Genomic DNA, 26234 nt, shown 5'->3' on the forward strand with positions numbered 1-26234 from the left:
ACATCGCTGGGGAACGTCGGCCTTCGCCAACGGAAAGGGGGACTTGAGAGGTCGGTCGTTTGACAGACGCATCCGGTATGGAAATGATATGTGATCAAGAATCGACGATGGCGGTGAAGGAGAAAGAAGATGTCTAGAGAGCGCCCAGGTCCATTGGTCGGCGTACGTGTACTCGATCTCTCTCGGGCGCTCGCTGGACCTCTCTGTGCCACCCTCCTCTCCGACCTTGGCGCCGAGGTGACGAAAGTCGAGCCGATCGACGGTGATCCCTCCAGGGCCTGGGGGCCGCACGATGGCGACGAGAGCCTCTACTTCGCCTCGGTCAATCACGGTAAACGCGCGCTCGCGCTGGACTTTCGTGACAAGGCCGCCCGTGGCATCCTGGTCGATCTCGTGCGCAGCTCCGACGTTCTGATCGAGAGCTTCCGGCCTGGTGTCATGAGCGCGATGGGCCTCGACGCGACTTCGTTGAAGGCGGCGAACCCTCGGCTGGTCGTCACGAGCGTCACGGGTTTCGGTTCGGTCGGGCCGCTGAGCAATGCACCGGGGCTCGATCAGATCGCCCAGGCGATGTCCGGACTCATGTCCGTCACTGGCGCCTCCGCAGCGGAAACGTATCGAGTCGGGGTTCCTGTTGTCGACTTCATGACGGGTCTGGTCTCTGTGATCGGCGTCCTTGCGGCACTGATCGCCCGCGACGAAGACGGCACGACGGTTGAGACATCGCTCCTCGAGACGGCGTTGTACTCGCTTGTTTTTCAGGCGCAGAAGGGTCTGCGGACAGGGGAGGATCCCGAACCGCAAGGCAACATGCATCCGACCATCCAGCCGTACGGTGCGTACCGGGCCGCCGACGGAGAGATCGTTCTCGCCGCCAGCAGTCAGCGGCATTGGCGATGGCTGTGCGAAGTCCTGGGGGCGGAAGAGTTGCTTGGCATCCGGGAGTTCGCGACGCCCGCAGATCGGGTCGCGCACCGTGAGGCGCTCACGGTGGAGATCGAGGCGCGGCTCGCCGGTGCGACAGTCGAGCAGTGGGTGGTGCGGCTGACAGCGGCCGGCATCCCCGCTGGTCCCGTGCTCGGGGTAACCGATGCGCTTGCACAGGAGCAGGTCGCGGCCCTCGAACTCGTGCGTCAGCTGCCCACGCCCGACGGCATGGACCCCCGGCCGCTGCTCGCGGCGCCCTTCAGACTCCGCGGCGAGAGGCTGCCTATCGCGGCTTACCCGCCGCGCCTTGGCGAGTCCAGCCGCGAGATCCTTATCGAACTCGGGCGGAGCGAGGTCGAGGTGGATGCGCTGGTCAAGCGCGGAGCCGTGGGGGAAGCGGGGTGACCGGCCGCATCCTCGTGGATCGAGTCGGGCCGACGGCCCGGATCACACTGAGCAACCCCGCGCGCAAGAATGCCCTCGACGCCGAGATGTGGGCAGGTCTGGCCCAGCAGGTGAAGCGTGCGGACAACGACGACGCGGTGAAGGTGATCGAGATTCGTGGTGACGGTGGAGACTTCTCCACCGGCGTGGATCTTGTCGCGGCCTGGGAGAACGGCCAGCGTGTGGATCCTTCGATTCTCACCACGGAGGCGGAAGCGGCGCTGATGCACGCGAGCACTCCCACTGTGGCCGTGTTGCGCGGCCAATGCGTCGGCGGCGGGGCGATGATCGCGTGCGCCTGCGATTTCCGCCTCGCATCCGCCGATGTCGTCCTCGCGGTGACTCCAGCACGATTCGGCGTCGTCTACCCGGCAACGTCGGTGCGGCGCCTTGCCGATCTCGGCGGTCCTGCGGTGGCCAAGCGACTGCTGTTGGCTGCCGAGGTGTTCTCGGCAGACGACGCGCGGGCCGCGGGTATCGTCGACTGGGTCCATCCTGCCGGCGACCTAGACCACGCGGCTGACGCGCTCGCGGCGAAGCTGGCGATCCTTGCGCCGATCAGCCAGGCTGCGGCCAAGGAGTTCATCGATCGGCTCGGTCCGGACGATGAAACGCCGCTTGCAGCAACCCAGCGCTGGGAGCGGGTGGCACGTGACGATCCCGAACAGCGTGCTCGCGTGCTCGCCTTTCTTCACCGGCCACGTGGGTAGGGCTCCTCGCCCGAATGAGGAGATACCGGCGGTCCGGCCTCGGTCGCCATCTCGCGTCCGTTGTCATGCCTCCCCTCTCATGCGCGGCGGGATCGCCGTGCGCAGCCCACGGTGGCGCCGCTTCGAGCCGGCCGACGGCCGATCGACCTACTCCGTATCAGCTGCAGGCGTTCCGTGACGCGATCCGCGCGGAGCGCCCCCGTGAGAGCTGATGCCCGATCAGCCCACGAGGCCGCTGCGGTACGCGATCGCGACGAGTTGCCCGCGATCGCGCGCGTCGAGCTTCATCATCGCGCGGTTCAGGTGCGTCTTCACGGTGAGCGGCGAGATGAACAGCCGCTTCGCGATCGTCGCGTTGTCGTCGCCGGCGGCCGCGGCGATGACGAGATCGCGCTCCCGGGGCGTGAGCGTGGCGACGCGTGCGGCGAGCTCCGGATCCGGATCGACGGATGCTGCGCCCTTCGCCAGATGCGAGACCACAGCCCGTGAGGCGCGCGGCGACAGACTCGACTCGCCCGCGGCGGTGCGCAGCACGGCGTCGATCAGGTCCTCCGGCTCGGCGGACTTGCTGAGGAAGCCGTCGGCTCCCGCGCTGAGGGCGGCGACGACCTCGGCGTCGCCGTCGAAGGTCGTGAGGATGAGGATGCGCACGGCGCCGAGTGCGGCGTCGGCGCGGATGCGCCGTGTGGCTTCGACGCCGTCGACCCCCGGCATCCGCAGATCCATCAGCACCACCTGCGGGGCCGTGGCACGCAGGAGCGGGAGTGCCGCGCCGCCGTCGGCCGCCTCGCCGACGATCTCGATGTCGGCCGACTCCAGCACGCTGCGCAGACCGGCACGGATCATCGCCTGATCGTCGACGAGCACGACGGTGGTCATGCGCGCGCCTCCTCACGCTGGTGGGGGTGGAGGGGGAGCGCCGCCGTGACGACGAACCGCGTCCCGTCGGGGCGCGTCTCCAGCGTTCCGTGGACGCTCGCCGCACGCTCGCGCATGCCGAGCAGACCGAAGCCGTCGCCCGGAGGGCGGTCTGGTGCGATCGGGTTCGTCACGACGAGGTGCAGCTCGTCTCCGCCGGGCTCGATCGTGATGTCGATGGGCCCGTCCCCGTGCTTGCGGGCATTGGTCAGCGACTCCTGCACGATGCGGTAGACGGCGACGCTGACCGACCGATCGGCGTCGGCCGGCGCCGAGTTCTGCAGCGTCACGGCTGCGCCGGCCGTGCGGGCGGTCGCGACGAGCGCGTCGAGCGATTCGATGCCGGGGACGGCCTCGGCGGCGTCGACAGCGTCCTGGCCGCGCAGCACCGTGAGGATGTCCTGCAGCTCGTCGATCACGGCGCGGGCCGACGAACGGACCTGCTGAAGCGAGCGGCGCGCGCGCTCGGGGTCGCGCTCCAGGAAGCGCTCGGCGGCACCCGCGTGCACAGAGATGATCGACACGGTGTGGGCGACCGAGTCGTGCAGGTCGCGCGCGATCCGCAGCCGCTCGGCGCCGACGTGACGCTGCACCTCGCTGTCGCGGAACGCGACCGCCGACCGCGCCTGCTCCTCGAGGGCGCGGACGTAGTCGTCGTTGGAGCGGAGCGCCAGACCCGAGGCGATCACCGCGGCGGTCCACACCGGAAGGATCAGGGCCACCGGCTCGTAGGGCGGCACATCGAACACGACCACGGCGCCGACATAGAGGAGCACGGCATGGATCGCGCCGGCGGCGAGCACGAGGGGCCGCGGGCTGCGCAGCGCCAGCGTGAACAGCACGACCTCGGCGAGCACCCAGATCGGCACGGCGGCGGCGGGCTCGAAGAGCACGATGCCGCTGGCGACGATCGCTGCCGCGGCAGCGGGCACCGGCATCCGTCGACGGAGCACCACCGCGGCGCCGGCGAGCAGCAGGACCGGAAGGCTCACCCAGGCGCCGGTGCTCACGATGCGCACGAGCTCCACGCCGGCCGCGATCGCCGCCGCCGCATCGAGCAGCAGCTCCCACTTGCCGAGACCGGCGGTGCGGCGCAGCATCCGTGGTGAGGCGATCATGCGCATGATTCTCCCATCGCGTGCGGCCCCAGGCGCGCAGCCCGCCCGGGTGAAGGGGCCCCGGTGGCCGTCGCTGGGTCGACGGCCACCGGGGCGGGGCGATCAGCGGTCGGCGCCGACCGCCTCGCGGGCCCGCACCGGCTGGGGGTCCAGTGCGGGGGCCGGGGTGCTGGACTCGAGCGCGGCTCCCTCGACGTCGATCGTCGGGAGGATGCGATCGAGCCACTTCGGCATCCACCATGCCGAGCGACCCAGCAGCGCGAGCGCAGCGGGCACGAGCACCATGCGCACGATGAACGCGTCGGCGACGACGCCCACCGTGAGCGCGAGGGCGATCGAGCCCACCAGAGACGACGGGCTCATCGCGAAGCCGCCGAACACCGCCGCCATGATGGCGGCCGCGGCGACCACCACTCCGGCGGAGTGACGGAAGCCGGCGCGGATCGCCTCGAGCGGCGACAGGCCGCGCGCGTGGGCCTCGTGCATGCGCGACACCAGGAACACCTGGTAGTCCATCGCGAGACCGAACAGGATGCCGGTCACCACGATCGGCAGCAGGCTCAGCAGCGGGTTGCCCTGCGGCGAGGGGACGATGAAGTCCATCCAGCCCCACTGGAAGACCGCCACCGTCGCACCCAGGCCCGCGCCGAGCGACAGCAGGAAGCCGAGCGTCGCGACGACGGGGATGAGGAGCGAGCGGAACAGCACGATCATGAGGATGAGCGACAGCCCCACGATGAGCGCGGTGTACAGCATGAGGGCCGACTGCAGCTGCTCGTCGGAGTCCAGGCCGATCGCCGTGCCGCCGGTGACCAGCAGTTCGGCGCCGGGGATCTCGCCGCTCTCGGCGCGGATGTTCTTGACCAGCTCGGTCGTGCGGTCGTCCAGCGGTCCGTGCTCCGACATGACCGTCACCATGGCGGTGTCGCCGTCGGCCGAGATGCCGGCCGGGATCACCATCGCGACGTCGTCGAGGTCGCCCAGGCGCTCGAGCACCGTGGGAAGGGCCGCCTCCACGTCGTCCTCGCGGACGAGCACGACGAGCGGATCCTGTGCGCCGTCGCCGAACTTGTCGGCGACCAGCTCGTACGCGGCGCGCTGGGTCGATTGGGGGTCCTCGCCGCCCGGGGTGTTGAGCGAGGTCTGCATCGAGGCCACCGGCACCGCCATCAGGGCGAGGAGCGCTGCGCCGCCGAGGAGGCTGAGCACGCGGTGACGCGTGACCACACGGACCCATCCGGCCAGGAACCCCTTCTCGGCCGAGGGCGCAGCATCCGTCTCCGTGATCTCTCCGACCACGACCTCGTCGAGGCGGCGACGGTCGCGGCGCGAGAGCGCCTTCGTGCCCATGAGGCTGAGCATCGCGGGCACGAGCGTCAGCGCCATGAGCACGGCGACGGCGACGGCGAACGCGGCGGCGAGGCCCATCTCACCGAGGAAGGTGATGCCCACGACGGTGAGGCCGGTCAGGGCGATGATCACCGTGGCGCCGGCGAACACGACCGCGGAGCCGGCGGTGCCGACCGCGCGCCCGATGGCATCGAGCACGGTCGCCCCCTCGCGGAGCTCGGAGCGGAACCTCGCGATGATGAACAGGCAGTAGTCGATGCCGACCGCGAGGCCGAGCATGACGGCGAGGATCGGCGTCAGCGAGCCGATCGGCGTGATCGCCGAGAACGCGAGCACGCCCAGGATGCCGACCCCCACGCCGACCAGGGCGCCGAGCATGTTCGCGCCGGCGGCCACGAGCGAGCCGTACGTGATGAGCAGCACCAGGAAGGCCAGCAGCGCGCCGACGATCTCGCTCGGCCCGAGGATCTCGGGGGCGCCCGAGGTCAGGGTGCCGCCGACCTCGGCGGTGAACCCCGCGTCGCTCAGGTCGTCGGCGATCGCCTCGATCTCGTGCGGGAACTCTTCGGGGTCGACGCCGCGCTCCACCTCGATCGACGCCACGGCGGTGGTGAGGTCTTCGGAGATGTAGGGGCGTGCCGGGTCGAGCGGGTCGCTCACCGAGGTGACGCCGTCCACGGCGCGCACCTCGTCGAGGGCGTCCGTGAGTGCTGCGAGGTTGTCGGGGTCGACGATCGACCCGTCGTTCGCCTCGACCACGAACTGCAGTCCGGGTCCGCGCGACTCGTCGTCATCCGAGGGGAACTCCTCGTCGAGGACCGACATGGCCTCGCTCGACGACGTGCCGGGAACGTCGAAGCCCCCGTCGCTGAAGCGCATGCCCGAGAGCGACACCACCGCGAGGGTGACCAGCACTCCCAGCCACGCGATGATCACCGCCCACCGGTGCCGAGCAGAGAAGCGCCCGAGTCGGGCGAGTAGCCGTGCCATACAGAGTCCTTTGCGATCGGGGTGCGCGCACACGCACGCATCGGTTCTCTTCGAGCCTCCGCGATCGCTCCCCGCCGCACATCCGCCCGCCGCAGGCTTCGCCGTACTGCGATCGCAGTAGGTTCGGGTGCGCCTCGTCCCGAAGGACGGGATCTTCGGTGGACTCCCGGTCTCGGAGCGCCTAGCATCCAGCTAGCGCGCGCTACCATGGGCGCAACGCATCAACGGAAAGGGTCCCTTCATGACGGATGACCGACGCCGGGTTCTGCTTACGGGCGCCACCGGGAACTGGGGCCGCGCGACGCTGCGCGCCTTCCGCGAGCGGCCCGATGTGATCGTGCGGGCCTTCGCCCTGCCGGGCGCCGCCGACAAGGCGGTGCTGGCGGAGTTCGAGGGCATGGAGAACCTCGAGGTCATCTTCGGCGACCTGACGCGCTACGACGACGTCGTCCGCGCGATCGACGGCGTGGACGTCGTGCTGCACGTCGGCGCCGTGGTGTCGCCCCTGGCCGACGCGAACCCCGCGCTCGCGCGTCGCGTCAATGTCGGCAGCATCCAGAACATCATCCGCGCGGTGAAGGCGCTTGCCGACCCGAGCTCCGTCGCAGTGGTCGGCATCGGCTCCGTCGCCGAGACCGGCGACCGGCAGGAGCCCCACCACTGGGGCCGCGTCGGCGACCCGATCCGCGTGTCGCAGTTCGACGAGTACGGGCAGACCAAGGTCATCGCCGAGAAGCTCCTGGTCGACTCCGGGCTGCCCCGCTGGGCATGGCTGCGCCAGACCGGCATCTTCCACCCGGCCATGCTCGAGATCCGCGACCCGATCATGACGCACTCGCCGTTCACCGGAGTCATGGAGTGGGTCTCCGCCGAGGACGCCGCCCGCCTCCTCGTGGGCCTCGCATCGCCCGACGTGCCCGAGGAGTTCTGGCACGGCATCTACAACATCGGCGGCGGCGAGGGCTGGCGCCTCACGAACTGGGAGCTGCAGCTCGCGATCAGCGGCGCGATGGGCGTCAAGGACGTGCGTCGGTGGTACGACCGCAACTGGTTCGCGACCCGCAACTTCCACGGCCAGTGGTACAGCGACAGCGACCGGCTCGAAGAGCTCGTGCAGTTCCGTCGCGACAGCTTCGGCGCCGCCATGTCGCGCGCGGTCGCGACGCTGCCGTCCGCCGTGCGCAACGCCGGCAAGGTGCCCCCCTTCATCGTCAAGAACATGGTGATGCGGCCGATCACACGCAAGCCGCGCGGCACCATGCACGCCATCTCGCACAAGCAGTCCGCCGAGATCGCCGCCCACTTCGGCTCGTACGAGGCGTGGCAGCGCATCGGCGACTGGTCGACGTTCGAGGCTCCGGCGCCGTCGCGCACGCCCAGCCTCCTCGACCACGGCTACGACGAGAGCAAGCCCTCGTCGTCGTGGTCTGCCGAGGACTACACGCAGGCAGCGGCCTTCCGGGGCGGCGAACTCCTCAGCGACGACGTCGAGACCGGTGCAGTGGGCACTCCGCTCATCTGGCGCTGCGCCTTCGGCCACGTGTTCGCCGGCAGCCCGCGGCTCATCCTCACCGGCGGCAACTGGTGCCCGGAGTGCGTGCGCGACAGCGCGGCGTACCGTCAGCAGTCCGAGAAGAACCTCTTCCTCGCGCAGCTCGACGGCGCCTGACCGCGGTGCGCAGCGACAGCAAGGTCCCGCTGCCCGCTGAACAGGTCGCGGCTCTCACGCGCACGCTCATCGGCGCCGAGCCGGAGGCGGTCACCGAGCTCACCGAGGGCATGTACAACGCCGCGTACCGTGTGACGGTGCCGGGCCGGGGCGACCTCGTCCTCAAGGTCGCTCCGCCCGACGACGTGCCCTCGCTGCGCTACGAGCGCTCGCTGATGGCGACGGAGGTCGGCTTCTACGAAAGGGCGCAGGGTCTCGCACCGGTGCCCGACGTGGTGGCGACGGACTTCTCGCGTCGCCTCGTCGACCGCGACGTCATGTTCATGTCGGCGCTCGACGGCAGGTCGCTGCACAGCGCCCGCCGCCGGCTCTCCCGGGGAGCCCGCCGGGCGGTGCGCGCCGACCTCGGCGCCATCGTCGGGCGGCTGCACGGGGTGACAGGGGAGCGGTTCGGCTACGAGCGCACCGGCGGCGAGCTCTCGGCCGCCACCTGGCGCGAGGCGTTCGGGACGATGACGGCTGCCGTCCTCGACGACATCCGCGAGCACGGGGTGCCGATCGGGGTCGACCCCGGCGAGGTGCGCATGATCCTGCACGCGGCTTCCGGTGCGCTGGCTGCGGTCGAGACCCCGGTGCTCGTTCACTTCGACCTGTGGGACGGCAACGTGTTCGTCGCGCGGCAGGGCGGTGTCGAGCGGGTCAGCGGCATCATCGACGGGGAGCGCGCGTTCTGGGGCGACCCGCTCGCCGATCTGGTCTCGACGTCGCTGTTCCGCGATCCCGCCGCCGACCGCGACTTCCTCCGCGGCTATGCCGAGGCGTCGGGCACGCCGCTGCGCTTCGACGACGCTGCCCGCACCCGGCTCGCGCTGTACTCGGCGTACCTCTGCCTGCTGATGCTCGCGGAGGCCGCGCCGCGCGGCTACCGCGGGCTCGGCGCGGCGGGCATGGCGATGTTCGTCCGGCGGCGGCTGAAGGCGGACCTGCGCCGGCTGTCGGCCTGAGCAGCGCAGGCCGCCGCGATCACGGGCGCCGGGCGCCCGTCAGCAGCCGGTCGACCGCGTCGTCGACGGCGATGATGGCGTTCTGCGCATCGACGTGCACGACACGCGGCTGGAAGTCGTCGAGTTCGGCATCGTCGTACTCGGCGTACGAGACCACGATCACGATGTCGCCGTGGTGCACGAGCCGGGCGGCCGCGCCGTTGACCTGGATGTCGCCCGATCCGACGGCGCCGGCGATCGCGTAGGTGACGAAGCGCGCGCCGTTGTCGACGTCGAGCACGTGCACCTGCTCATTGACGCGGATGTCAGCGGCCGCGAGCAGATCGGGGTCGATGGTGATGGAGCCGACGTAGTTCAGGTCGCTGCCCGTCACGGTCGCGCGGTGGATCTTGGACTTCAGCATCGTGCGCTTCACGGGGGTGTCTCCTTCGGGCGGACGCCGGAGTGCATCAGCCGATATGTGATCAAGAATGGTACCAGGGCCACGCACTCGTGACAGACGGTGGGGCCCGCACCCCGAGAGGTGCGGGCCCCGCCGGGCGCTCGTCTCAGGACGAGAGCCACGCGTCGTCGAAGTACACGATGAGCGAGCCGTGGTAGTCGTCGGACTCGCCGAAGTGCAGCAAAGTGGAGTATCCCACGCCCGAGGTGTACGGCGCGGGCCATTGCAGCACCGCGTTGTCGTGCAGGAACTCGACCGCGCCGCTCCACGCCTTGTTGCGCTCGTCGAGTGTCAGGTCGTCGCGCGCGTGCAGCAGCAGCTCGTCGAGCTCGGGGTACGCGACGCGGCCCCACTGCAGCGGCGAGCCCGAGTACAGCCGGCTGAACAGATACGGGTACCCGCCCGACCCGACGAAGATGTCGTAGTCGCCGGTCGCCTCCGCCTGGAAGTACGCGGCGATGTCGACGGGGTCGAGCTCGACGTCGAGGCCGATCTCGGTGAACTGCTGCTGGTAGTAGGTCGCCTGGTCGACGAGGCCCTGGTGGTAGGTCATCGTCATCTTCGGGTCCCCGCCGTCTGCGACGTAGTCGGCGACCAGCTTCTTGGCCTCGTCGAGGTCCTGCTCGTAGACCGAGCCCTCGACGCAGATCGGCGACCCGGTCGCCCACGGCAGGCACGTGGTGTCGCCGTCCCAGTACTCGGTGCCGCCGAAGAGCACCTTCGCGGTGGTCTCGCCGTCGAGCGTCATCGCCATCGCGTTGCGCACGCGCTCGTCGGCGCCGGCGCCCTTGGACGCGTTGGGCACGATCACCTGGGCGATGCCCTCGACCGGCACGATCTTCACGTTGGGGTTGGCGCCGATCGCGTTCCAGCGGATCGAGGGCACGAGCGCGCTGTCGATCGTGCCCGACACGAGCTCGTCGGCGCGCGTCTGAAGGTCGGGGAGAACCCGGAACACGAGCCCGTCGAGGTAGGGCTTGCCCTCGTCCCAGTAGTCGTCGTTGCGCGTCAGGACGAGCTCGTCGTCCGGCGTCCACGACTCGACCTTGAACGGCCCCGCGCCCACTGGGGCGCTGTTGAAGGCGTCCGGGTCGGCGAGCGCCTTGGGGGAGCCGATGAGGCCGGCCGACGAGGCCCACGTGAACGCGAGCGGGAACGAGCCGCTGGCCGCGGCGAGGGTGAAGGTCACCTCGTACTCGCCGGTGGCCTCCATCTTCTGGACGGGGGCGAGCGCCGCCTTCGCCGCGCTCACGGAGTCGGGCGCGATGTGCCGCTGGAGGTTGAAGAGCACGGCCTCGGCGTCGAACGGCTCGCCGTCGGTGAACGTGACGCCGTCGCGCAGCGTCATGACCCACGTGATGCCGTCGTCGCTGGTCATCGACTCCGCGAGGCGCGGGGTGATCTCGCCCGACACCTCGTCGTAGTCCATGAGGAAGTCGAGGACCTGGGCGACCTTCTCGGTGCCGGCGCCGACGCCGCGCACCTTGACGGGGTCGAAGCCGGGCATCTCGGCGCCGGTGGCCACCTCGGCGACGCCGCCGGTGACGATCTCGTCGGCCGAGGCCGCCGGCTCGGGGGAGGTGCCCTGCCCGGCAGACGAGCAGCCGGTGAGCACGAGGGCGGCGGCGCCGATCAGCACGAGGGAGCCTCGCAGCAGACGGCGGCCTTGGGGGAGTGAACGGGGACGCGTCATCGCGCTCCTTCGGATGGGGCCGCGGCGACGCGGCGGTGGGAGGGGGTCTGTGGCGTCACCGGGCGGCGGCGCTGAGGGGGAGCGGTGTCGATGACGCACCGGCGCGCGCGGCCGCGTGACCGCCCGCGATGCGCCCGAAGACGATGGCGTCCGCGATGTGGAAGCCGCCGTCCTTCGCCCAGCTGTACGTCGAGCTCACGCCGCCGGCCGCGTACAGCCCGGCGATGGGCTCGTCCGAGGGGCGCACCACCCGCGCGTGCTCATCGCGGCGCGGGCCGCCGCTCGTCCACGCGAGGACGGGCTTGCTGAGGAACGCGTGGAACGGGCCGTCGGCCAGCGGCTCGAGCGTGCCCGGCGCGCGGCCGAAGCGCTCGTCCACGCCCGCGGCGCAGGCGGCGTTGTACGCCGTCACCGACGCGGCCAGCGCGGCGGGCGGCACGCCCATCGCGTCGGCGAGCCCGGCGAGCGTATCGGCGCGCAGCACCCAGCCCGCGTCGATCTCGGCCGTGTTGTCGGCGCTCCAGGCGTAGCCGTCCATGACGACCGACCATCCCACCGGGTACACCGACGCGTCGGGGCTGATCGGACCGGCCAGCCGCGTGCGCTCGTCGAAGACCACCCATGTGGGGCGGTCGGGCTTGAGGACGTAGCATCCGTCGATGAGGGCCTGGCCATGCCCGGCGGGTGCCGTCTCGTTCACGAAGCGCTCGCCGGCGGCGTCGACCCAGATGTAGCCTCGGCGGCGCAGCATCATCGCGAAGAGGCCGTGGCGGGCTCCGGGCGGCGTGATCCCGGTGACGGCCATCATGTTGTCGGTGTGCCACAGGTCGGCGCCGATGTGCTGGGCCATCCGCAGGCCGTCGCCGGTGCAGGCGGGGCTGCCCCAGATCGACGCGCCGTCGAGGCCGAGGTGCTCGCGGACGAGCTCGGCATCCGCCTCGAATCCGCCGGTGGCGAGGACCACGCCGCCGCGGGCGTGGACGACGTCGCCGCTCTCGAGGCGCAGGCCCGTGACACCCCCGGTCGACGCGTCGAGCACCAGCTCGACGGCGCGGGCGTCGTACCGGATCGGGATGCCGCGTTCCGCGAGCGCGCCCGTGAGCGCGCGGTGGAGGCGCCCGGCGCCCATGACGCCGTCGACGCTGCGGTAGCCGCCGTAGGCGTCGCTTCCCGGCAGCTCGGGGTACTCGGGCGCGAAGTCACCCGGGATGCCGACCTCGATGCCGAGCGACTGCATCCACTCGGTCACGGTGCGGGTGCCGTCCGCCCAGGCCCGGACGACGGGCTCGGGGAGGGTGCGCTCGCCCGACAGCGCGCGCAGGTACGTCGCGATCTGCTCGGGGTCGTCGTGGTGGAACCACGAGCCGCCCGACACGCGGGTGTTGCCGCCGGCATGCGCGGCATCCGTCTTCTCCAGGACGACGACCGACGCGCCGGCGTCGTGGGCGGCGATGGCGGCGGCGGCGCCGGCGGCGCCGGAACCGACGATGACGACGTCGGCGGAGAATTCCTCGACGTCGGCGGGGTGTGAAGGCAGGTGCATCGACACTTCCTCGGGCTCGATGAGACGTCAGCATGCGCGAGCCGTCGAACGCCGAGCCAGAAGGGGTCCCGCTGACCGGGATCTCCCGGGCGGGCAGCGGAGAGTGCGCTAATCTGATCAAAGATCAGATAGTCGTCCCGGAAGGGGTCGCCATGGTGGACGAGACGCACACGCCCGACGACGAGCGCGGTCTCTCGCGCGTGTTCGGCGCTCTGGCGAACTCCGACCGGATCGCGATCATCGACATGCTGCGCGGGTCGGCTGCGGACGAGCCGGGCGGCGTCTCGATCTCGCGCGTCGCCGAGGCGACGGGGCTCACGCGATTCTCCGCCTCACGGCACCTCCGCATCCTCTGCGAGGTGGGTCTGGTGTCGGCGACGCGACAGCGGCACTCCGTGCTGCACCGCCTCGACTCCCGCGGGTTCGACGCGGTGGAGGACTGGCTGTGCGGCGCGGCGCTCGACGAGGACTGGCTCGTCGACGCGCTCGCGCCGCTGAACCGCTCCGCGTGACACTCTCGGGCTCGGGGCCTCAGTCGTAGGTGACCGAGACCGGCTCGTCGCCCTCGACGACGGACTGGCAGCCGAGGATCCAACCCTCGTCCAGATCCTCCTTCTCGAGGATCTGGTTGTTGATCATCGAGACCCTGCCCGACAGCAGCCGGCAGGAGCACGCGCTGCACGCGCCCTCGCGGCACGAGAAGGGCGCGTCGATCTGCTTGGAGCGCAGGAAGTCGAGCAGTGTCACGCCCGACGGCCACGCCAGGTCGTGCTGCTCGCCGTCGAGTTCGACGCTCAGCGCGACGGTGTCGCCTGCCTGCTCCGCCGCGGCGACGGCTTCGATGTCGACGGCGGCGAAGGGGTCGGCCGACAGCGACACGAACCGCTCGATCACGATGTGGTCGCGCGGCATGCCCGCGTCGCGCAGCACGCGCTCGACCGCGTCCATGAACGGACCCGGCCCGCACACGAACGCGGTCGACGCGTCGAGGTCGGCCATGCGCGCGATGCCCGACAGCAGGGCCGCCGAGGGCAGGCCCTGGACGCTCTCGAGCAGGTGCACCGTGAGCAGGCGGTCGTGGAACTCGCGCGCCAGGTGCTTCAGCTCCTCGGCGAAGATCACCGACCGCTCGTCCCGGTTGGCGTAGGCGAGGATCACCCGGTTGGTCCCGTTGCGCAGCGCGTCGCGCAGGATCGACATGACCGGCGTGATGCCGCTGCCGCCGGCGAACAGCAGCAGGTCGCGCGAGGTGTCGCGCACCGTGAAGATGCCGGTCGGCGGGAGCACGTCCAGCTGCGCACCCGCCTCGAGGCTCTCGCACAGCCATCCCGACGCGGCTCCGCCCGCGATCCGCTTGACCGTGATCTTCGGCGCCGCATCGAGGCCGGGGGTGCTGCTGAGCGAATAGCACCGGGCGACGGCGTCGCCGCCCGGGAGCACGACACGCAGGGTGAGGAACTGCCCCGGCCGGTAGGCGAACGCCTCGGCCGACGACTCCGGGATGTCGAACACGATCGATCGGGCATCGTCGGTCTCGACGATGACCTCGCGCACGGTCAGTCTGTGCCCGGGGCCGCTCGCCGCCACTTCGGCGAGGACCACCTCCTCGGTCTCGTCGATGTCAATCTCCAGTGCGGTCGTGTTCACTGCGTGTGTCTCTTACTCTTTGGGCACGTCGAGCTGTGCGGAGAGGTGGATGTCTCCCGCGAGGACGGCCTCGTCGATGGCGGTGTTCAGGGTCGGGCAGCTGTCGATCAGGGCGCGTTCGGCCGCGCTCGACGCCGCGCGCAGGACGGGGCACCGCAGGTGCTCGGTCCACTGCACGGACGTCTGCGCCGGACCGTTCTTGCGCACCAGCACCCGGTTGTCGCAGCTCGGGCACGCGAACGGCGTCATGTCGGGCTGCTCCCCGCCCGCGCCATAGGTGAGGAACTGCTCCTCCTCGATGGAGAGGCGGGCCGACATCAGGCGTCCTCGAACGACTCGACGACGTGCATCTTGCCGTCGTCGCCGATCTTCAGGAGGTGGTGCGACTCGAGGTTCTCGGTGACCTCGTCGCGCCAGAACTGCACCGCGCGGTTGGTGTCGATCTCGAACTCGAACCGCTCCACCATCTGCTCGCTGACCTGGTCGGCGTCGACGTAGAACTGCTCGTACCAGCGACGCAGCTGGTAGATCGGGCCGTCCTCCTCGCACAGCAGCGGGTTCTCGATCTTGGTCTTGTTCTGCCAGATCTCGACGTCCTGCTTGAAGCCGACCGCGACGCCGTCGGCGGTCGCCTTGGCCACGGCGTTCGCCATGTCGTCGGTCATGCCGGGCATCTTCTTGACCATGATCCCCCACTGCAGCACGAAGCTCGTCGGCGTGACGGGGTAGTGGCAGTTGATGAGCACGGACTCCGACTTGTGGGTCGGCGACTCGCTCCAGAGGTAGTCGATCATGTACGACGGCCCGTAGTACGCGGCCTCGGAGCGGCTGGTCGACGTGCCGGGCTTGCGGCCGGGGAAGAGCATGACGTCCTCGCGCGACGACGAGGTCATGATCTGCGACGCGGTGTGCCCCTCGAGCACGTTCTTGAAGTACGTCGGGAACGAGTAGTGCACGTAGAAGAAGTGCGCCATGTCCACGACGTTGTCGACGATCTCGCGGCAGTTCGAGCCCTCGATGAGCACCGAGTCCCACGTCCACATCGTCCACTCCGGGTCGCCGTACGCCGCGATCTCGGGGATCGTGACGTCCTCCGGCGGCGGGTTGCCCTCGGGGTCGTTCCAGACGAACAGCTGCCCGTTGCGCTCGAGCGTGGTCCAGGCCTTGGTGCGGGCGCGCGGGGGGACGCGCTTGGAGTAGGGGATGCCGGCGCAGCGGCCGTTGCCGCCCCAGCGCCAGTCGTGGAACGGGCAGGCGATCGCGTCGCCCTTCACCGTGCCCATCGTGAGGTCGCCGCCCATGTGGGGGCAGTAGCCGTTGAGCACGTTGAGCGCGCCGTTGGAGTCGGCGAAGACGACGAGCTTGGTGCCGAACGCCTGGATGCCGTGCGGCTCTCCGTCGCGGAACGAGTCGGCGAGCCCGAGACAGTGCCAGCCGCGCGCGAACCTCGCGGGGGGCGCCTTCGTCTCGATGATGCGCGCACCCGGTGCTTCAGCAATGGACATGTCCGTCTCCTTCGACCGATAGATCCCGGAACCGGGCGGCAGTCGCGTGTGCACTGCGCCGCCTGGGGATCAGAAAGCCAACCCCGCTGGGCTCCGTTAGCGCAACATCGTATCCCGTTGACCGGAAAATGCAACGAGCGATGCAGTTGGATGCTGCGCCCGAATCCCGTTGGAAAACACGCGTTGCGCTTGCTAGTGTGCGGCATGGGTTGACGATTCCGCAACGACTGTTTAGGCTTCCCGCTGAGTGGGACGCCTCGGCGCGAAGCGGAGCTTCCCACCCCTAATGTCGAGAATCCCGCCACCGTCCGGCGGGAGACGTGCACCGTCGCACCGCGAGAGGACACCACGCAATGACGCACACCGTCGTGCAGAAGATCATCGACTCCGGGCCCGCACTGGCCGAGACCGTCGAGGAGAGCAACCGGCTCGGACGACTCTCCGACGAGGCGGTGCGGATCATCCGCGAGGCCGGCACCATCCGGCTGCTGCAGCCGGAGGAGCACGGCGGCTTCCAGGTGCACCCGGCGGACTTCGCCGAGGCCGTCATGGCGACCGCGAACTACTCGCCGTCGGCGGGCTGGATCACCGGCGTCGTCGGCGTGCACCCGTGGGAGATGGCCCTCATGGACGCGCGCCTGCAGGACGAGGTGTGGGGCGAGGATCAGGACACCTGGATCGCGTCGCCCTACGCGCCCGGCGGGCTCGCGATCCCCGCGGAGGACGGCTCGGGCTACACCGTCTCGGGGCGCTGGCCGTTCTCGAGCGGCACCGACCACTGCCAGTGGGCGTTCCTCGGCGTGATGCTCGGCACCCCCGAGGGCAAGCCCGCCCAGCCGCCGCGCGCGATGCACATCGTGCTGCCGCGCAGCGACTACCGCATCGACGACGAGTCGTGGGATGTCATGGGTCTGCACGGCACCGGCTCGAAGGATCTCGTCGCCGAGAACGTGTTCGTGCCCGCGTACCGCACGATCGGCTCCCACGTCATGGGCGGCGCGACCGGCATCCGCACCGAGCCGCTGTACAACCTGCCGTTCTACTCGATCTTCCCGATCGGCATCACGTCGGCCGTGATCGGCATGGCCGAGGGCATGCTGCGCATCTTCCTCGAGCAGCAGAAGGCGCGTCACGGCTGGGACGGCACCGGGTACCTGCACGAGCCGCACACGACGTACGCGGTCGGGTCCGCAGCATCCGACATCGCCGCCTCCCGCGCCCTCCTCATCGACTCGGTCACGCAGATGTACGACCTCGTCGCGTCGGGCCAGGAGATCACGCTCGCCGACCGCGCCATCGCGCGCCGCAACCAGGTGAGCTGCGCGTGGCGCGCCGCACGCGCGGCCAACGACATCTTCGCGCGGTCGGGCGGCAACTCGATCCGCCGCACGAACCCGCTGCAGCAGTACTTCCGCGACATCAACACCGGGCTGCAGCACGCGATCCACGCGCCCGGCGGCGTGTTCTCGGCATCGACGACCCTCGAAGGCGGCGCGGAGCTTCCCGCCGGCGCCTTCGTCATGATGTAGCCCCACCCGCCACCCGGACTCATACACCACCCCAACTCGAAGGAGAGTGCTCATGGCACCCCGCCCCTCTTACGACCCCGGCCCCACGATCTCGCACGCCGGCGGCGTCAACATCGGCACCCCCGACCTCGAGAAGTCGCTGTGGTTCTTCCGCGACATCTTCGGCATGGAGGTCACCGCCGAGGAGGACGGCGTCGCCTACCTCCGCGGCTATCAGGAGCACGTGCACCACTCGCTCGTGCTGACCCGCCAGGACGAGGCGAAGGTCAACACGATGAGCCTGCGCGTCAGCCGCCCGCAGGACGTCGAGCTCTTCCACGACCAGTTCGTCGAGGACGGCATCGACGTGCGTCACGTCACCGCCGGCGCCGAGACCGGCCGCGGCGAGGCGATCCGCTTCCTCCTCCCCGGCGGCGGGCACCCGATCGAGCTCTTCTACGACATCGAGCGCCCCGCCGCGCCCGAGGGCATCCGCTCGAAGCTCCACGGCAACAGCTCGCGCCGCCGGGGCCTCGGCGTGCAGCGCATCGACCACCTCAACGTGCAGGCGGCCCCCGAGAACATGGCCGAGGCCGAGGGCTGGCTGCGCAGCGCTCTGGGCATGAAGCGCCGCGAGGCGATGGTGCTGCCGGGCAACCCCGACGTGCCCATGGTGTCGTGGCTGTCGGTGAACTCGAAGATGCACGACATCGCCATCGGCGCGTCGATGAACGGCAAGAACTCGCAGTTCCACCACGTCGCGTTCTCGCTGGAGAACCTGCACGACGTGCTGACCGCCGTCGACAAGCTGCGCGACCTCGACATCCAGATCGACGCCGGCCCCGGCAAGCACGGCATCGGCCAGGCGATGTACCTGTACGTGCGCGACCCCGGCTCGAACTACCGCGTCGAGCTGTACTCGGGCGGCTACCCCTTCTTCGACCCGGACCACCCGACGCAGGTGTGGGAGCAGCAGGACTTCGGCTACGGCATGACCTGGTACGGCGACTTCCCCGACGTCAACCCCGACTCGAGCACGTACCTCGAGACGATGGACGTGGCCGGGCTCGACGTCGCCGCCGAGGCGCAGAGCGTGACTGCATGACCGACACCGTGGCTACCCTCGAGGCGACGTACGAGGCGACCTCGCGCACGCTCGAGGGTGACGAGCCGATCCACTACCACGTCTACGGCGACGGGCCCGCGCTGCTGCTGCTGCACGGGTCCGGCCCGGGCGTGAGCGCGTGGGCGAACTTCGGCGACCTGCTCCCGGCGATCGGCGCGCAGCACCGCATCATCGCGCCCGACCTGCCCGGGTACGGCACCAGCTACATCCCCGAGCTCGACGGCGACTACTCGCTCACCGCGATCGCGGCGATCCGCCGCGTGCTCGAGGCCGAGGGGGTGGACCGCGTCCACGTGCTGGGCAACTCGCTCGGCGGCATGATCGCGTTCCGCCTCACGCTCGAGCACCCCGAGCTCGTCGACCGCATCGTCGCGATGGGGCCGGGCGGCGCGGCGTTCCCGCTGTTCGGCCCGCAGCCGACGGAGGGCATCCGCCGGCTCGTGGAGTTCACGACCGACCCGACGCGCGAGCGGCTCGTCGCGTGGATGCACTCGATGGTGGGCGACCCGTCGTTCGTCACCGAGGAGCGCATCCAGGCGCGGTGGGAGACGGCCAGCACGCCCGAGGCGCTCGCGTTCACGCGCGCCTTCTACGCCGCCGCCATGCGCGCGATGGCCAAGGGCGCCACGCCCGCCGTGCCGCTGTGGGCCCGCCTGGGCGAGATCGGCAACGAGGTGCTGCTCGTCTACGGCCGCGACGACCGGGTCACGCCGCTCGAGAGCGCGTTCCTGCCGCTGCGCCTGCTGCGCCGCTCCGAGCTGCACGTCATCTCGAACACCGGCCACTGGGTCATGATCGAGCGCCCCGCGGCGTTCGCGCGCGTGGTGTGCGAGTTCCTCGGACGCCCCTCGGGTGCCGTTCCGGCGGTCTGAAGGAGCGGGGGAGCGGATGCTGCGCACCAGGGTCGTGCCGGAATGAGAGCGCCGTGAGCGAGACGCCGGCGGCGATGGTCGACCGCGTGACGCTGATCCTGTCGGCGTTCGCGTCGCGGGAGAGTCAGAGTCTCGCCGACATCGTCGCCCGCACGGGCCTTCCGCGGTCGTCGGTGCACCGCATCCTGCAGCAGCTGACCGCGGCGCGCTGGCTCGAGCGCGTCGACGCGGACTACCGGCTGGGTCTCGCGATCTTCGAGCTCGGCTCGCTGGTGGCCCATCGCAGCCACATCGTGGCCGCGGCGCGCCCCTTCATGCAGCAGCTCAGCGAGTCCGGGCGGTTCGTCGTGCACCTCGCCGTGCTCGACGGGCATGACGTCGTCTACCTCGAGAAGGTCGGCGGCGCCCTCGCCGGGCGCCTGCCCTCGCGCGTGGGCGGGCGCCTGCCCGCGCACTGCACCGGCGTCGGCAAGGCGATGCTCGCGCACGCGCCGGCGAAGGTCGTCGCCGACTTCCTCCGGGGCGGGCTCACCCCGCGCACGACCGCCACCATCGTCGACCCGGACGACTTCACCGCCGAGCTCGCGAGGATCCGCCAGCTCGGCTACGCCATGGACCGCGGCGAGGCCGTGCCGGGACTCACCTGCATCGCGGCGCCCGTGTTCGACGTCGGCGTCGTCGAGGCGGCGATCTCGGTGTCGGGCCCGGCCCGGCAGGTCGACATCACCCAGGTGCGGCGCAACGTGCAGTACGTCGCCACCCAGATCTCGCGACGCGTCACAGGCAGCGAATGGGCACCTCTTCCGGCCTCGTGATCCCGCGCGGGACGGCCTCCGGCGACCGTCCCGGTCAGTGGGATATCGCTGCGCAGACGGCGCGAGCCGCGTGTCAGCATGAGCGCGTGATCGACGCTGCAACGAGGCAAGAGCTGGCCGGCCGACTCTGGGACGCCCGCACGGCCGTGCGCCCCATCCCGCCCCTGATCGAGACGGAGCCGGGCCTCGAGGTCGCGGACTCCTACGAGATCCAGAGCATCAACATCCGCCGCGAGATCGACGGCGGCGCCCGCATCGTCGGGCACAAGATCGGCCTCACGTCGCCGGCGATGCAGCAGATGATGGGCGTCGACATCCCCGACTTCGGGCACCTGCTCGACACGATGGTGCCCGACACCAGCCGCCCGGTGTCACTGGCCGGCTTCGTGCAGCCGCGCGTCGAGGTCGAGATCGCCTACGTGCTCGGCTCCGAGCTCCGCGGTCCCGGCATCACCCGTGCCGACGTCGAGGCGGCGGCCAGCCACGTGCTGCCGTGCCTCGAGCTCATCGACAGCCGCATCGAGAACTGGCGCATCGGGCTGATGGACACCATCGCCGACAACGCCTCCTCCGCAGCCGTGCTGCTCGGCCCGCACGAGTACCCCGCGGACGTGATCAGCGAGCCCCGCGCCGCGACGCTGCTCATCAACGACGTCGTCGTCACCGAGGGATCGACGGCGGACGTGCTGGGCCACCCCGCCGAGGCTGTCGCGTGGCTCGCGAACGCGCTGGGGGAGTTCGGCGTGCCGCTCGAGGCCGGGCACATCGTGCTGTCGGGCTCATGCACCCGCGCCATCGACGTGCGCCCCGGCGACCGGGTGAGCGCCCGCTTCGAGGGGCTCGGCTCGGTCGATGTGGACTTCGAGTGATCCGGCCCCGGCCGGCGAAAGGACAGGAATGAAGAAGGTCACCGCCGCGATCGTGGGATCGGGCAACATCGGGACCGACCTGATGTACAAGCTGCTGCGCTCGGACATCATCGAGCCGAAGTGGATGATCGGCGTCGACCCGCAGAGCGAAGGACTCCGCCGGGCGAGCGACCACGGGCTCATCGCCTCGCACGAGGGCGTGGACTGGCTCCTCGCGCAGGAGGAGCTGCCCGACATCGTCTTCGAGGCGACGTCGGCCTACGCGCACATCGCGAACGCGCCCAAGTACAAGGATCTCGGCATCCCCGCCGTCGATCTCACTCCCGCAGCCCTCGGGCCCGCGATCGTCCCGGCCGTGAACCTCGAGGACACCGCGTCGGAGCCCAACGTCAGCCTCATCACGTGCGGCGGCCAGGCGACGATCCCGATCGTCGCCGCCGTGTCCGATGTGGTGGACGTCGCCTACGCCGAGATCGTCGCGAGCGTCGCCTCGCCGTCGGCGGGCCCGGGCACGCGCGCCAACATCGACGAGTTCACCCGCACCACCGCGCAGGGCATCGAGACGATCGGGCGGGCCGGCCGCGGCAAGGCCATCATCATCCTGAACCCGGCCGAGCCGCCGATGCTCATGCAGGACACCGTCTTCTGCCAGATCCCCGACGGCGCCGACACCGACGCCATCGACGCGGCGATCCGCGCGCGCGTCGACCAGGTCGCCGAGTACGTGCCGGGCTACCGGCTGCGTGCCGACCCGCAGTTCTTCGAGGCCGATCCCGAGACCGGCTCGCCGGCCCGCGTGGCGGTCTTCCTCGAGGTCACCGGCGCCGGCGACTTCCTCCCGCCCTACGCGGGAAACCTCGACATCATGACAGCCGCGGCCACCAGCGCCGGCGAGGCGATCGCGCGTCGCCTGCTCGCCGCGCCGGTCCTGGCGGAGACGGAGTGACCATGGCATTCAACGAGAACCTCGATTTCCGCATCACCGACTCGACGCTGCGCGACGGGTCGCACGCGATGCGGCACCGCTTCACCGCCGACCAGGTCCGCGACGTCGTCGCCGGGCTCGACGCCGCCGGCGTCCCCGTCATCGAGGTCAGCCACGGCGACGGCCTCGGCGGAGCGTCGTTCAACTACGGCTTCGGCGCCTCGCTCGACCTCGACCTCATCGATGTCGCCGTCAGCACGGCGCAGCAGGCGAAGATCGCGTTCCTGATGCTGCCGGGACTCGGCACGAAGGACCACATCCAGGCCGCGGCCGACCGCGGCGCCCGTGTCTGCCGCATCGCGACCCACGCCACCGAGGCCGACGTCTCGATCCAGCACTTCGGCATGGCCCGCGAACTCGGCCTCGAGACCGTCGGCTTCCTGATGATGTCGCACAGCGTGACGCCCGAGGCCCTCGCCGCGCAGGCGCGCATCATGGCGGACGCCGGATGCCAGTGCGTCTACGTCGTCGACTCGGCCGGGGCGCTCGTCCTCGACGAGGTCGGCGACCGCGTGCAGGCGCTGGTCGCGGAGCTCGGCGGCGACGCGCAGGTCGGCTTCCACGGCCACGAGAACCTCGCGCTCGCCGTGGCGAACTCGGTGATCGCGATCCGGTCGGGCGCCGTGCAGATCGACGCGTGCACACGCCGGCTGGGCGCCGGTGCGGGCAACACGCCCACCGAGGCCCTCGCGATCGTCGCCGAGCGTCTCGGCTACCGCACGGGTGTGGACCCCATCGCGATGATGGACGTCGCCGAAGACATCGTGCGCCCGATCATGGACGACGACTGCCGCCTCGACCGCCTCGCGCTGACGATGGGGTACGCCGGCGTGTACTCCAGCTTCCTCAAGCACGCCGAGCGGCAGGCCGCGCGCTACGGGGTTCCCGGTGCGCTCGTGCTGCGCGAAGCGGGGCGCCGCCGGCTGGTCGGCGGCCAGGAGGATCAGCTCATCGAGATCGCCGCGAACCTCGCGCAGGAGAGCGCCGAGCTCGTCGCTCGGTAGCACGCCCCGAGGGTGCTGTGAAAACCCCCCACCGACCGCTAGCGCGCGGTAGCATGTTCCGCATCGGCCCCCCTCCGGGGGGAGCCGAGTGGTCGATGGAGACTGGGCTGTCCGCTGGGGACGGCATCCGAGAAGGGTTGAGCGATGGTCGACGAGGCGCTCTCGCACGATCAGGAGGCCGACGGCCTCACTGCCGAGCAGACGGTGAGGCAGTGGCTGATCGATCCCCAGGGGAGGGCGGCGCTGGCTGCCGCCCTCGCCGAGGCAGGGCTGTCGCTGGACGCCCTGCGACCGCTGTCGGGGTTCACGATCCGCTCGGTGGCGTCGATGGTGGGCGGTCCGCTCTCACCCGTCGAGAAACTCGTCGAGCGCGCGCGTGGCTACCTCGTGTCGGACGACTGGGGTGCCGCCAGTCACTGGGTCTCGGCGGCTCTCGGCCGCCAGCCCTCCAGCACCATGTCGGTGTAGGCGTCCGCGAACTGGGAGACCGAGATCCCACCGGTCGACCCGACCCGCTCGTATACGCGGTGCAGGTTCTCGCTGAAGGCCGCACTCGCGATGGGCTCGGGCGCGAGCGACCGCAGCACCCCGCGGCGCTCGCCGTCGCGCAGGATGTCCTGCAGTCGCACGTCCAGCGTCCGCCGGCCCTTGAGCACCCGCTCCAGCGCGTCGCCCGTGAGGTGGCGGTACTCGGTCTCGTAGACGCGGTACCAGTCGCGGTGCTCGACGTGGATGCCGAGCTCGCCGCGGGCGATGAGGCGCAGCGCCGTCATGGTGTCCGTGCCGAGCGACTCGACGTCGTCGAGGTTGCGCTCCAGCAGGTCGAGGACGAACTCGCAGATCGACTGGAGGAGCTGCTCCTTGGAGCGGATGTACAGGTACAGGCTCCCCGGGTTCAGCGAGAACTCCTGGGCGATGTCGCGCATCGACGTGCCGTGGTACCCGCGTTCGGCGAACAGCCGTGCCGCCGCGTCGACGACCGCGCGCGCCTGCTCGAGCGTGGCGGGCCTGGGTGTGCGGGCCAAACGTCCCCCTTGGTGATCGGGCATCAGGAACACTACACGGCACCTTTCGACCAGGCCCGCCAGTGCGACCGCGCGTCCTGGCTTGACACCGGAACCACGCGGATCTACAGTCGCAACGACTGTTGCTCAACGATCGTTGCGCAAACCTGTTCGACTATTCAAGGAGGAATAGCCAGATGACCGATGGACCGTTCGACGGCGCCGAGGTTCTGCCCGTCTCACAGCTCGTTCCGCGTGGCCTCAGCTGGCCCGAGGCGCCCCGCTGGTACGACGGCTCGCTGTACGTGTCCGACATGTACGCCGGCCGCATCGTCCGCATCTCCGACGACGGCTCGATCGAGACCGTCGTCGATGCCACCACCCGCGAGACCATCGACGGCGCCGAGCTCGTCACGGTCGGCACCGGCTGGCTGCCCGACGGGCGCCTGCTCATCAACTCGATGAACGAGAAGGTCGTGCTCGTGTGGGACGGCACGTCGCTCGACGTCTACGCGGACCTCCGCGAGATCGCGCAGAGCCCGATCAACGACATGGTCGTCGACGCCGAGGGGCGCGCGTACATCACGCAGATGGGCTTCGACCTGTGGGCGGGGGAACTGCCCGAGGACTCGCCGATCATCGTGGTCGAGCCCGACGGCTCCGCCCGCATCTTCGAGTCGGCCGGCCAGTTCGGCGGCGCCAACGGCATCGGCATCACCGCCGACGGCAAGACCGTCATCACGGCTGAGAACATCGGCGTCAAGATCGCCGCGTTCGACCTCGACGAGGCCGGCGAGGCCGTCAACCGCCGGGTGATCGCGCCGAGCCCGCCCATCTCTCCCGGAGTGGGCCCCGACGGCATCGCCGTCGACGAGCAGGGCGGCGTCTGGTACGGCCTGCCTGGCTCGGAGCACGTCGTGCACATCACGGCCGACGGCGTCATGGACTACGTCGTGCGGCTGCCGTGGGAAGACGGCATCGCCGTCGCGTGCGCGCTCGGCGGCGAGGACCGCCGCACCCTGTTCATCACCGCCGGCCAGGAGGTCATGGACAAGGAGAAGTCCGTCGAGGAGTCCGAAGGCACCGTCTGGACCGTGCAGGTCCCCGTCGGCGCCGGCGTGGCCCGGCCCTGACCGGCCGTCCTTCATCCATCCCCCTGACCCGAGATTTGTGGGAGCACTCATGACCGAGCTCGACTTCACCGGCCGGAACATCATCATCACCGGGGCGGGCCGCGGCATCGGCCGCGCACACGCCCTGCTGTTCGCCTCTCGCGGCGCGAACGTCGTCGTCGCCGACCTGGGGTCGGGGATCGACGGCGGCATCGCCGGCGACGACCCCGCGACGGACGTCGTCACCGAGATCACGGATGCCGGCGGCTCGGCCGTCGCCGTGCGCGCCGACGTCACGACGCCCGAGGGCGCCCGCGCCATCGTGGACGCGGCCGTGACCGCGTTCGGCGGCGTGGACGTCGTCATCAACAACGCCGGCATCGTCGCCCAGGCCTCGTTCGAGGAGACCACCACCGACGACCTGCAGAAGTACCTCAACGTCCACTACTTCGGCCCCTTCCTGGTGACCCAGGCCGCGTGGCCGCACCTGAAGAAGTCGGGTTCGGGTCGCGTCATCAACACGATCTCGCCGGCGTTCCTCGGCGTGTCGGGGCTCGTCGCGTACGCGGGCTCGAAGGGTGCCCTGGTGTCGCTGACGCGCACGCTCGCGATCGAGGGGGCGCCGTTCGGCATCACCTCGAACGCGATCTCGCCGGGTGCTGCGACCCGCATGCTCGACGCGACCAGCGGGTCGATCCCCGAGGACGTCATCGAGTGGATGAAGGAGGCGGTGCTCCCCGAGCAGATCTCGCCCGTGGTGGCCTACCTCGCGCACCCCGACGCGCAGGACATCACCGGGGAGATCATCTTCACCGCGGGCGGATCGGTCGCCCGTCAGGTGTTCACGCAGGCGATGGGCATCGTGCAGCAGGACCAGACCGTCGAGGACGTCGCTGCGCAGATCGACCAGATCATGGACCTCGAGCTGAACTTCCCGCAGCTCGTCGAGATCCCCGAGTGACCGCGGTCCCCGCGGCCC

General features: G+C 70.5%; 25 protein-coding genes. 15 read left to right on the plus strand and 10 right to left on the minus strand.

Going from position 1 to position 26234, the window contains the following annotated elements; all coding sequences use genetic code 11:
* Positions 1-129 precede the first annotated feature (129 nt).
* Both ACFC1I_RS00165 and ACFC1I_RS00170 read left to right on the plus strand, forming a co-directional pair.
* On the plus strand, positions 130-1332 hold the full coding sequence (locus ACFC1I_RS00165) for a CaiB/BaiF CoA transferase family protein (protein WP_376005647.1): 1203 nt from the start codon (positions 130-132) through the stop codon (positions 1330-1332).
* The gene (locus ACFC1I_RS00170) at positions 1329-2081 is read left to right on the plus strand and encodes an enoyl-CoA hydratase/isomerase family protein (protein ID WP_376005649.1); all 753 of its coding nucleotides are present in this window, start codon (positions 1329-1331) and stop codon (positions 2079-2081) included. Before ACFC1I_RS00165 ends, ACFC1I_RS00170 begins: the two co-directional genes overlap by 4 nt.
* Positions 2082-2300: 219 nt before the next feature.
* Here ACFC1I_RS00170 and ACFC1I_RS00175 read toward each other — a convergent pair whose 3' ends face one another.
* The 3 genes from ACFC1I_RS00175 to ACFC1I_RS00185 form a co-directional block, all read right to left on the minus strand.
* Positions 2301-2960: a response regulator gene (locus ACFC1I_RS00175; protein ID WP_376005650.1), complete on the minus strand. Its 660-nt coding sequence runs from the start codon at positions 2958-2960 to the stop codon at positions 2301-2303.
* Positions 2957-4117 carry a sensor histidine kinase gene (locus ACFC1I_RS00180; RefSeq protein ID WP_376005651.1) on the minus strand — a complete coding sequence of 387 codons (1161 nt, stop codon included), beginning with the start codon at positions 4115-4117 and terminating at the stop codon, positions 2957-2959. Before ACFC1I_RS00180 ends, ACFC1I_RS00175 begins: the two co-directional genes overlap by 4 nt.
* Positions 4118-4219: 102 nt before the next feature.
* Positions 4220-6457: an MMPL family transporter gene (locus ACFC1I_RS00185; RefSeq protein ID WP_376005652.1), complete on the minus strand. Its 2238-nt coding sequence runs from the start codon at positions 6455-6457 to the stop codon at positions 4220-4222.
* Positions 6458-6698: 241 nt separating this feature from the next.
* Here ACFC1I_RS00185 and ACFC1I_RS00190 point away from each other — a divergent pair, with 241 nt between their 5' ends.
* Both ACFC1I_RS00190 and ACFC1I_RS00195 read left to right on the plus strand, forming a co-directional pair.
* Positions 6699-8126: an NAD-dependent epimerase/dehydratase family protein gene (locus ACFC1I_RS00190; protein WP_376005654.1), complete on the plus strand. Its 1428-nt coding sequence runs from the start codon at positions 6699-6701 to the stop codon at positions 8124-8126.
* A 5-nt stretch (positions 8127-8131) separates the two neighbouring features.
* On the plus strand, positions 8132-9130 hold the full coding sequence (locus tag ACFC1I_RS00195; RefSeq protein WP_376005656.1) for a phosphotransferase family protein: 999 nt from the start codon (positions 8132-8134) through the stop codon (positions 9128-9130).
* A 19-nt stretch (positions 9131-9149) separates the two neighbouring features.
* Here the strand turns inward: ACFC1I_RS00195 and panD are convergent, their stop codons facing one another.
* From panD to ACFC1I_RS00210, 3 genes are all read right to left on the minus strand, one after another.
* Positions 9150-9533, minus strand: coding sequence for an aspartate 1-decarboxylase (panD, locus tag ACFC1I_RS00200; RefSeq protein ID WP_376006749.1), 384 nt, complete (start codon positions 9531-9533; stop codon positions 9150-9152).
* Positions 9534-9678: 145 nt separating this feature from the next.
* Complete coding sequence (locus ACFC1I_RS00205; RefSeq protein ID WP_376005658.1) at positions 9679-11265, minus strand: ABC transporter substrate-binding protein; 1587 nt, start codon at positions 11263-11265, stop codon at positions 9679-9681.
* Between the two features lie 55 nt (positions 11266-11320).
* On the minus strand, positions 11321-12808 hold the full coding sequence (locus tag ACFC1I_RS00210) for an FAD-dependent oxidoreductase (protein ID WP_376005660.1): 1488 nt from the start codon (positions 12806-12808) through the stop codon (positions 11321-11323).
* A gap of 152 nt (positions 12809-12960) precedes the next feature.
* On the opposite strand from ACFC1I_RS00210, the gene ACFC1I_RS00215 reads away from it, so the two are divergent.
* On the plus strand, positions 12961-13320 hold the full coding sequence (locus ACFC1I_RS00215) for an ArsR/SmtB family transcription factor (protein WP_376005662.1): 360 nt from the start codon (positions 12961-12963) through the stop codon (positions 13318-13320).
* Positions 13321-13339: 19 nt separating this feature from the next.
* Here ACFC1I_RS00215 and ACFC1I_RS00220 read toward each other — a convergent pair whose 3' ends face one another.
* From ACFC1I_RS00220 to ACFC1I_RS00230, 3 genes are read right to left on the minus strand one after another with little or no spacing between them, the layout of a single operon-like run.
* Positions 13340-14455 (minus strand): 2Fe-2S iron-sulfur cluster-binding protein, encoded by a 1116-nt coding sequence (locus tag ACFC1I_RS00220; protein ID WP_376005663.1) that lies wholly within the window; start codon positions 14453-14455, stop codon positions 13340-13342.
* Between the two features lie 12 nt (positions 14456-14467).
* Positions 14468-14773: a hypothetical protein gene (locus ACFC1I_RS00225; protein WP_376005665.1), complete on the minus strand. Its 306-nt coding sequence runs from the start codon at positions 14771-14773 to the stop codon at positions 14468-14470.
* Positions 14773-15960, minus strand: coding sequence for a Rieske 2Fe-2S domain-containing protein (locus ACFC1I_RS00230; RefSeq protein WP_376005667.1), 1188 nt, complete (start codon positions 15958-15960; stop codon positions 14773-14775). The genes ACFC1I_RS00225 and ACFC1I_RS00230 overlap by 1 nt, the downstream gene beginning before the upstream one ends.
* 353 nt (positions 15961-16313) lie before the next feature.
* On the opposite strand from ACFC1I_RS00230, the gene ACFC1I_RS00235 reads away from it, so the two are divergent.
* The 8 genes from ACFC1I_RS00235 to ACFC1I_RS00270 all read left to right on the plus strand — a co-directional run bounded on the left by ACFC1I_RS00235 (position 16314) and on the right by ACFC1I_RS00270 (position 23607).
* The gene (locus ACFC1I_RS00235; protein ID WP_376005669.1) at positions 16314-17489 is read left to right on the plus strand and encodes a hydroxylase; all 1176 of its coding nucleotides are present in this window, start codon (positions 16314-16316) and stop codon (positions 17487-17489) included.
* A 52-nt stretch (positions 17490-17541) separates the two neighbouring features.
* Complete coding sequence (locus ACFC1I_RS00240; RefSeq protein ID WP_376005670.1) at positions 17542-18573, plus strand: VOC family protein; 1032 nt, start codon at positions 17542-17544, stop codon at positions 18571-18573.
* On the plus strand, positions 18570-19466 hold the full coding sequence (locus ACFC1I_RS00245) for an alpha/beta fold hydrolase (RefSeq protein ID WP_376005672.1): 897 nt from the start codon (positions 18570-18572) through the stop codon (positions 19464-19466). Before ACFC1I_RS00240 ends, ACFC1I_RS00245 begins: the two co-directional genes overlap by 4 nt.
* A gap of 53 nt (positions 19467-19519) precedes the next feature.
* Positions 19520-20281, plus strand: coding sequence for an IclR family transcriptional regulator (locus ACFC1I_RS00250; protein WP_376005674.1), 762 nt, complete (start codon positions 19520-19522; stop codon positions 20279-20281).
* Between the two features lie 86 nt (positions 20282-20367).
* The gene (locus ACFC1I_RS00255; protein WP_376005676.1) at positions 20368-21150 is read left to right on the plus strand and encodes a 2-keto-4-pentenoate hydratase; all 783 of its coding nucleotides are present in this window, start codon (positions 20368-20370) and stop codon (positions 21148-21150) included.
* A 28-nt stretch (positions 21151-21178) separates the two neighbouring features.
* A complete protein-coding gene (locus tag ACFC1I_RS00260; RefSeq protein ID WP_376005677.1) occupies positions 21179-22096 on the plus strand; it encodes an acetaldehyde dehydrogenase (acetylating) in 918 nt (305 codons plus the stop codon).
* A 2-nt stretch (positions 22097-22098) separates the two neighbouring features.
* On the plus strand, positions 22099-23139 hold the full coding sequence (gene dmpG / locus ACFC1I_RS00265; protein ID WP_376005678.1) for a 4-hydroxy-2-oxovalerate aldolase: 1041 nt from the start codon (positions 22099-22101) through the stop codon (positions 23137-23139).
* A gap of 144 nt (positions 23140-23283) precedes the next feature.
* Complete coding sequence (locus ACFC1I_RS00270) at positions 23284-23607, plus strand: hypothetical protein (protein ID WP_376005680.1); 324 nt, start codon at positions 23284-23286, stop codon at positions 23605-23607.
* On the opposite strand, the gene ACFC1I_RS00275 is transcribed toward ACFC1I_RS00270, so the two are convergent.
* Positions 23553-24164 (minus strand): TetR/AcrR family transcriptional regulator, encoded by a 612-nt coding sequence (locus tag ACFC1I_RS00275; RefSeq protein WP_376005682.1) that lies wholly within the window; start codon positions 24162-24164, stop codon positions 23553-23555. The two genes, ACFC1I_RS00270 and ACFC1I_RS00275, sit on opposite strands and share 55 nt — an antisense overlap.
* A gap of 176 nt (positions 24165-24340) precedes the next feature.
* Between ACFC1I_RS00275 and ACFC1I_RS00280 the strand changes: the two genes are divergently transcribed.
* Together ACFC1I_RS00280 and ACFC1I_RS00285 are read left to right on the plus strand one after the other, a co-directional pair.
* Positions 24341-25276 carry an SMP-30/gluconolactonase/LRE family protein gene (locus ACFC1I_RS00280; RefSeq protein ID WP_376005683.1) on the plus strand — a complete coding sequence of 312 codons (936 nt, stop codon included), beginning with the start codon at positions 24341-24343 and terminating at the stop codon, positions 25274-25276.
* Positions 25277-25325: 49 nt separating this feature from the next.
* On the plus strand, positions 25326-26216 hold the full coding sequence (locus ACFC1I_RS00285) for an SDR family oxidoreductase (RefSeq protein ID WP_376005685.1): 891 nt from the start codon (positions 25326-25328) through the stop codon (positions 26214-26216).
* Positions 26217-26234 lie beyond the last annotated feature (18 nt).

The sequence above is a fragment of the Microbacterium sp. NPDC056044 genome (assembly GCF_042267145.1).
Lineage (GTDB): Bacteria > Actinomycetota > Actinomycetes > Actinomycetales > Microbacteriaceae > Microbacterium.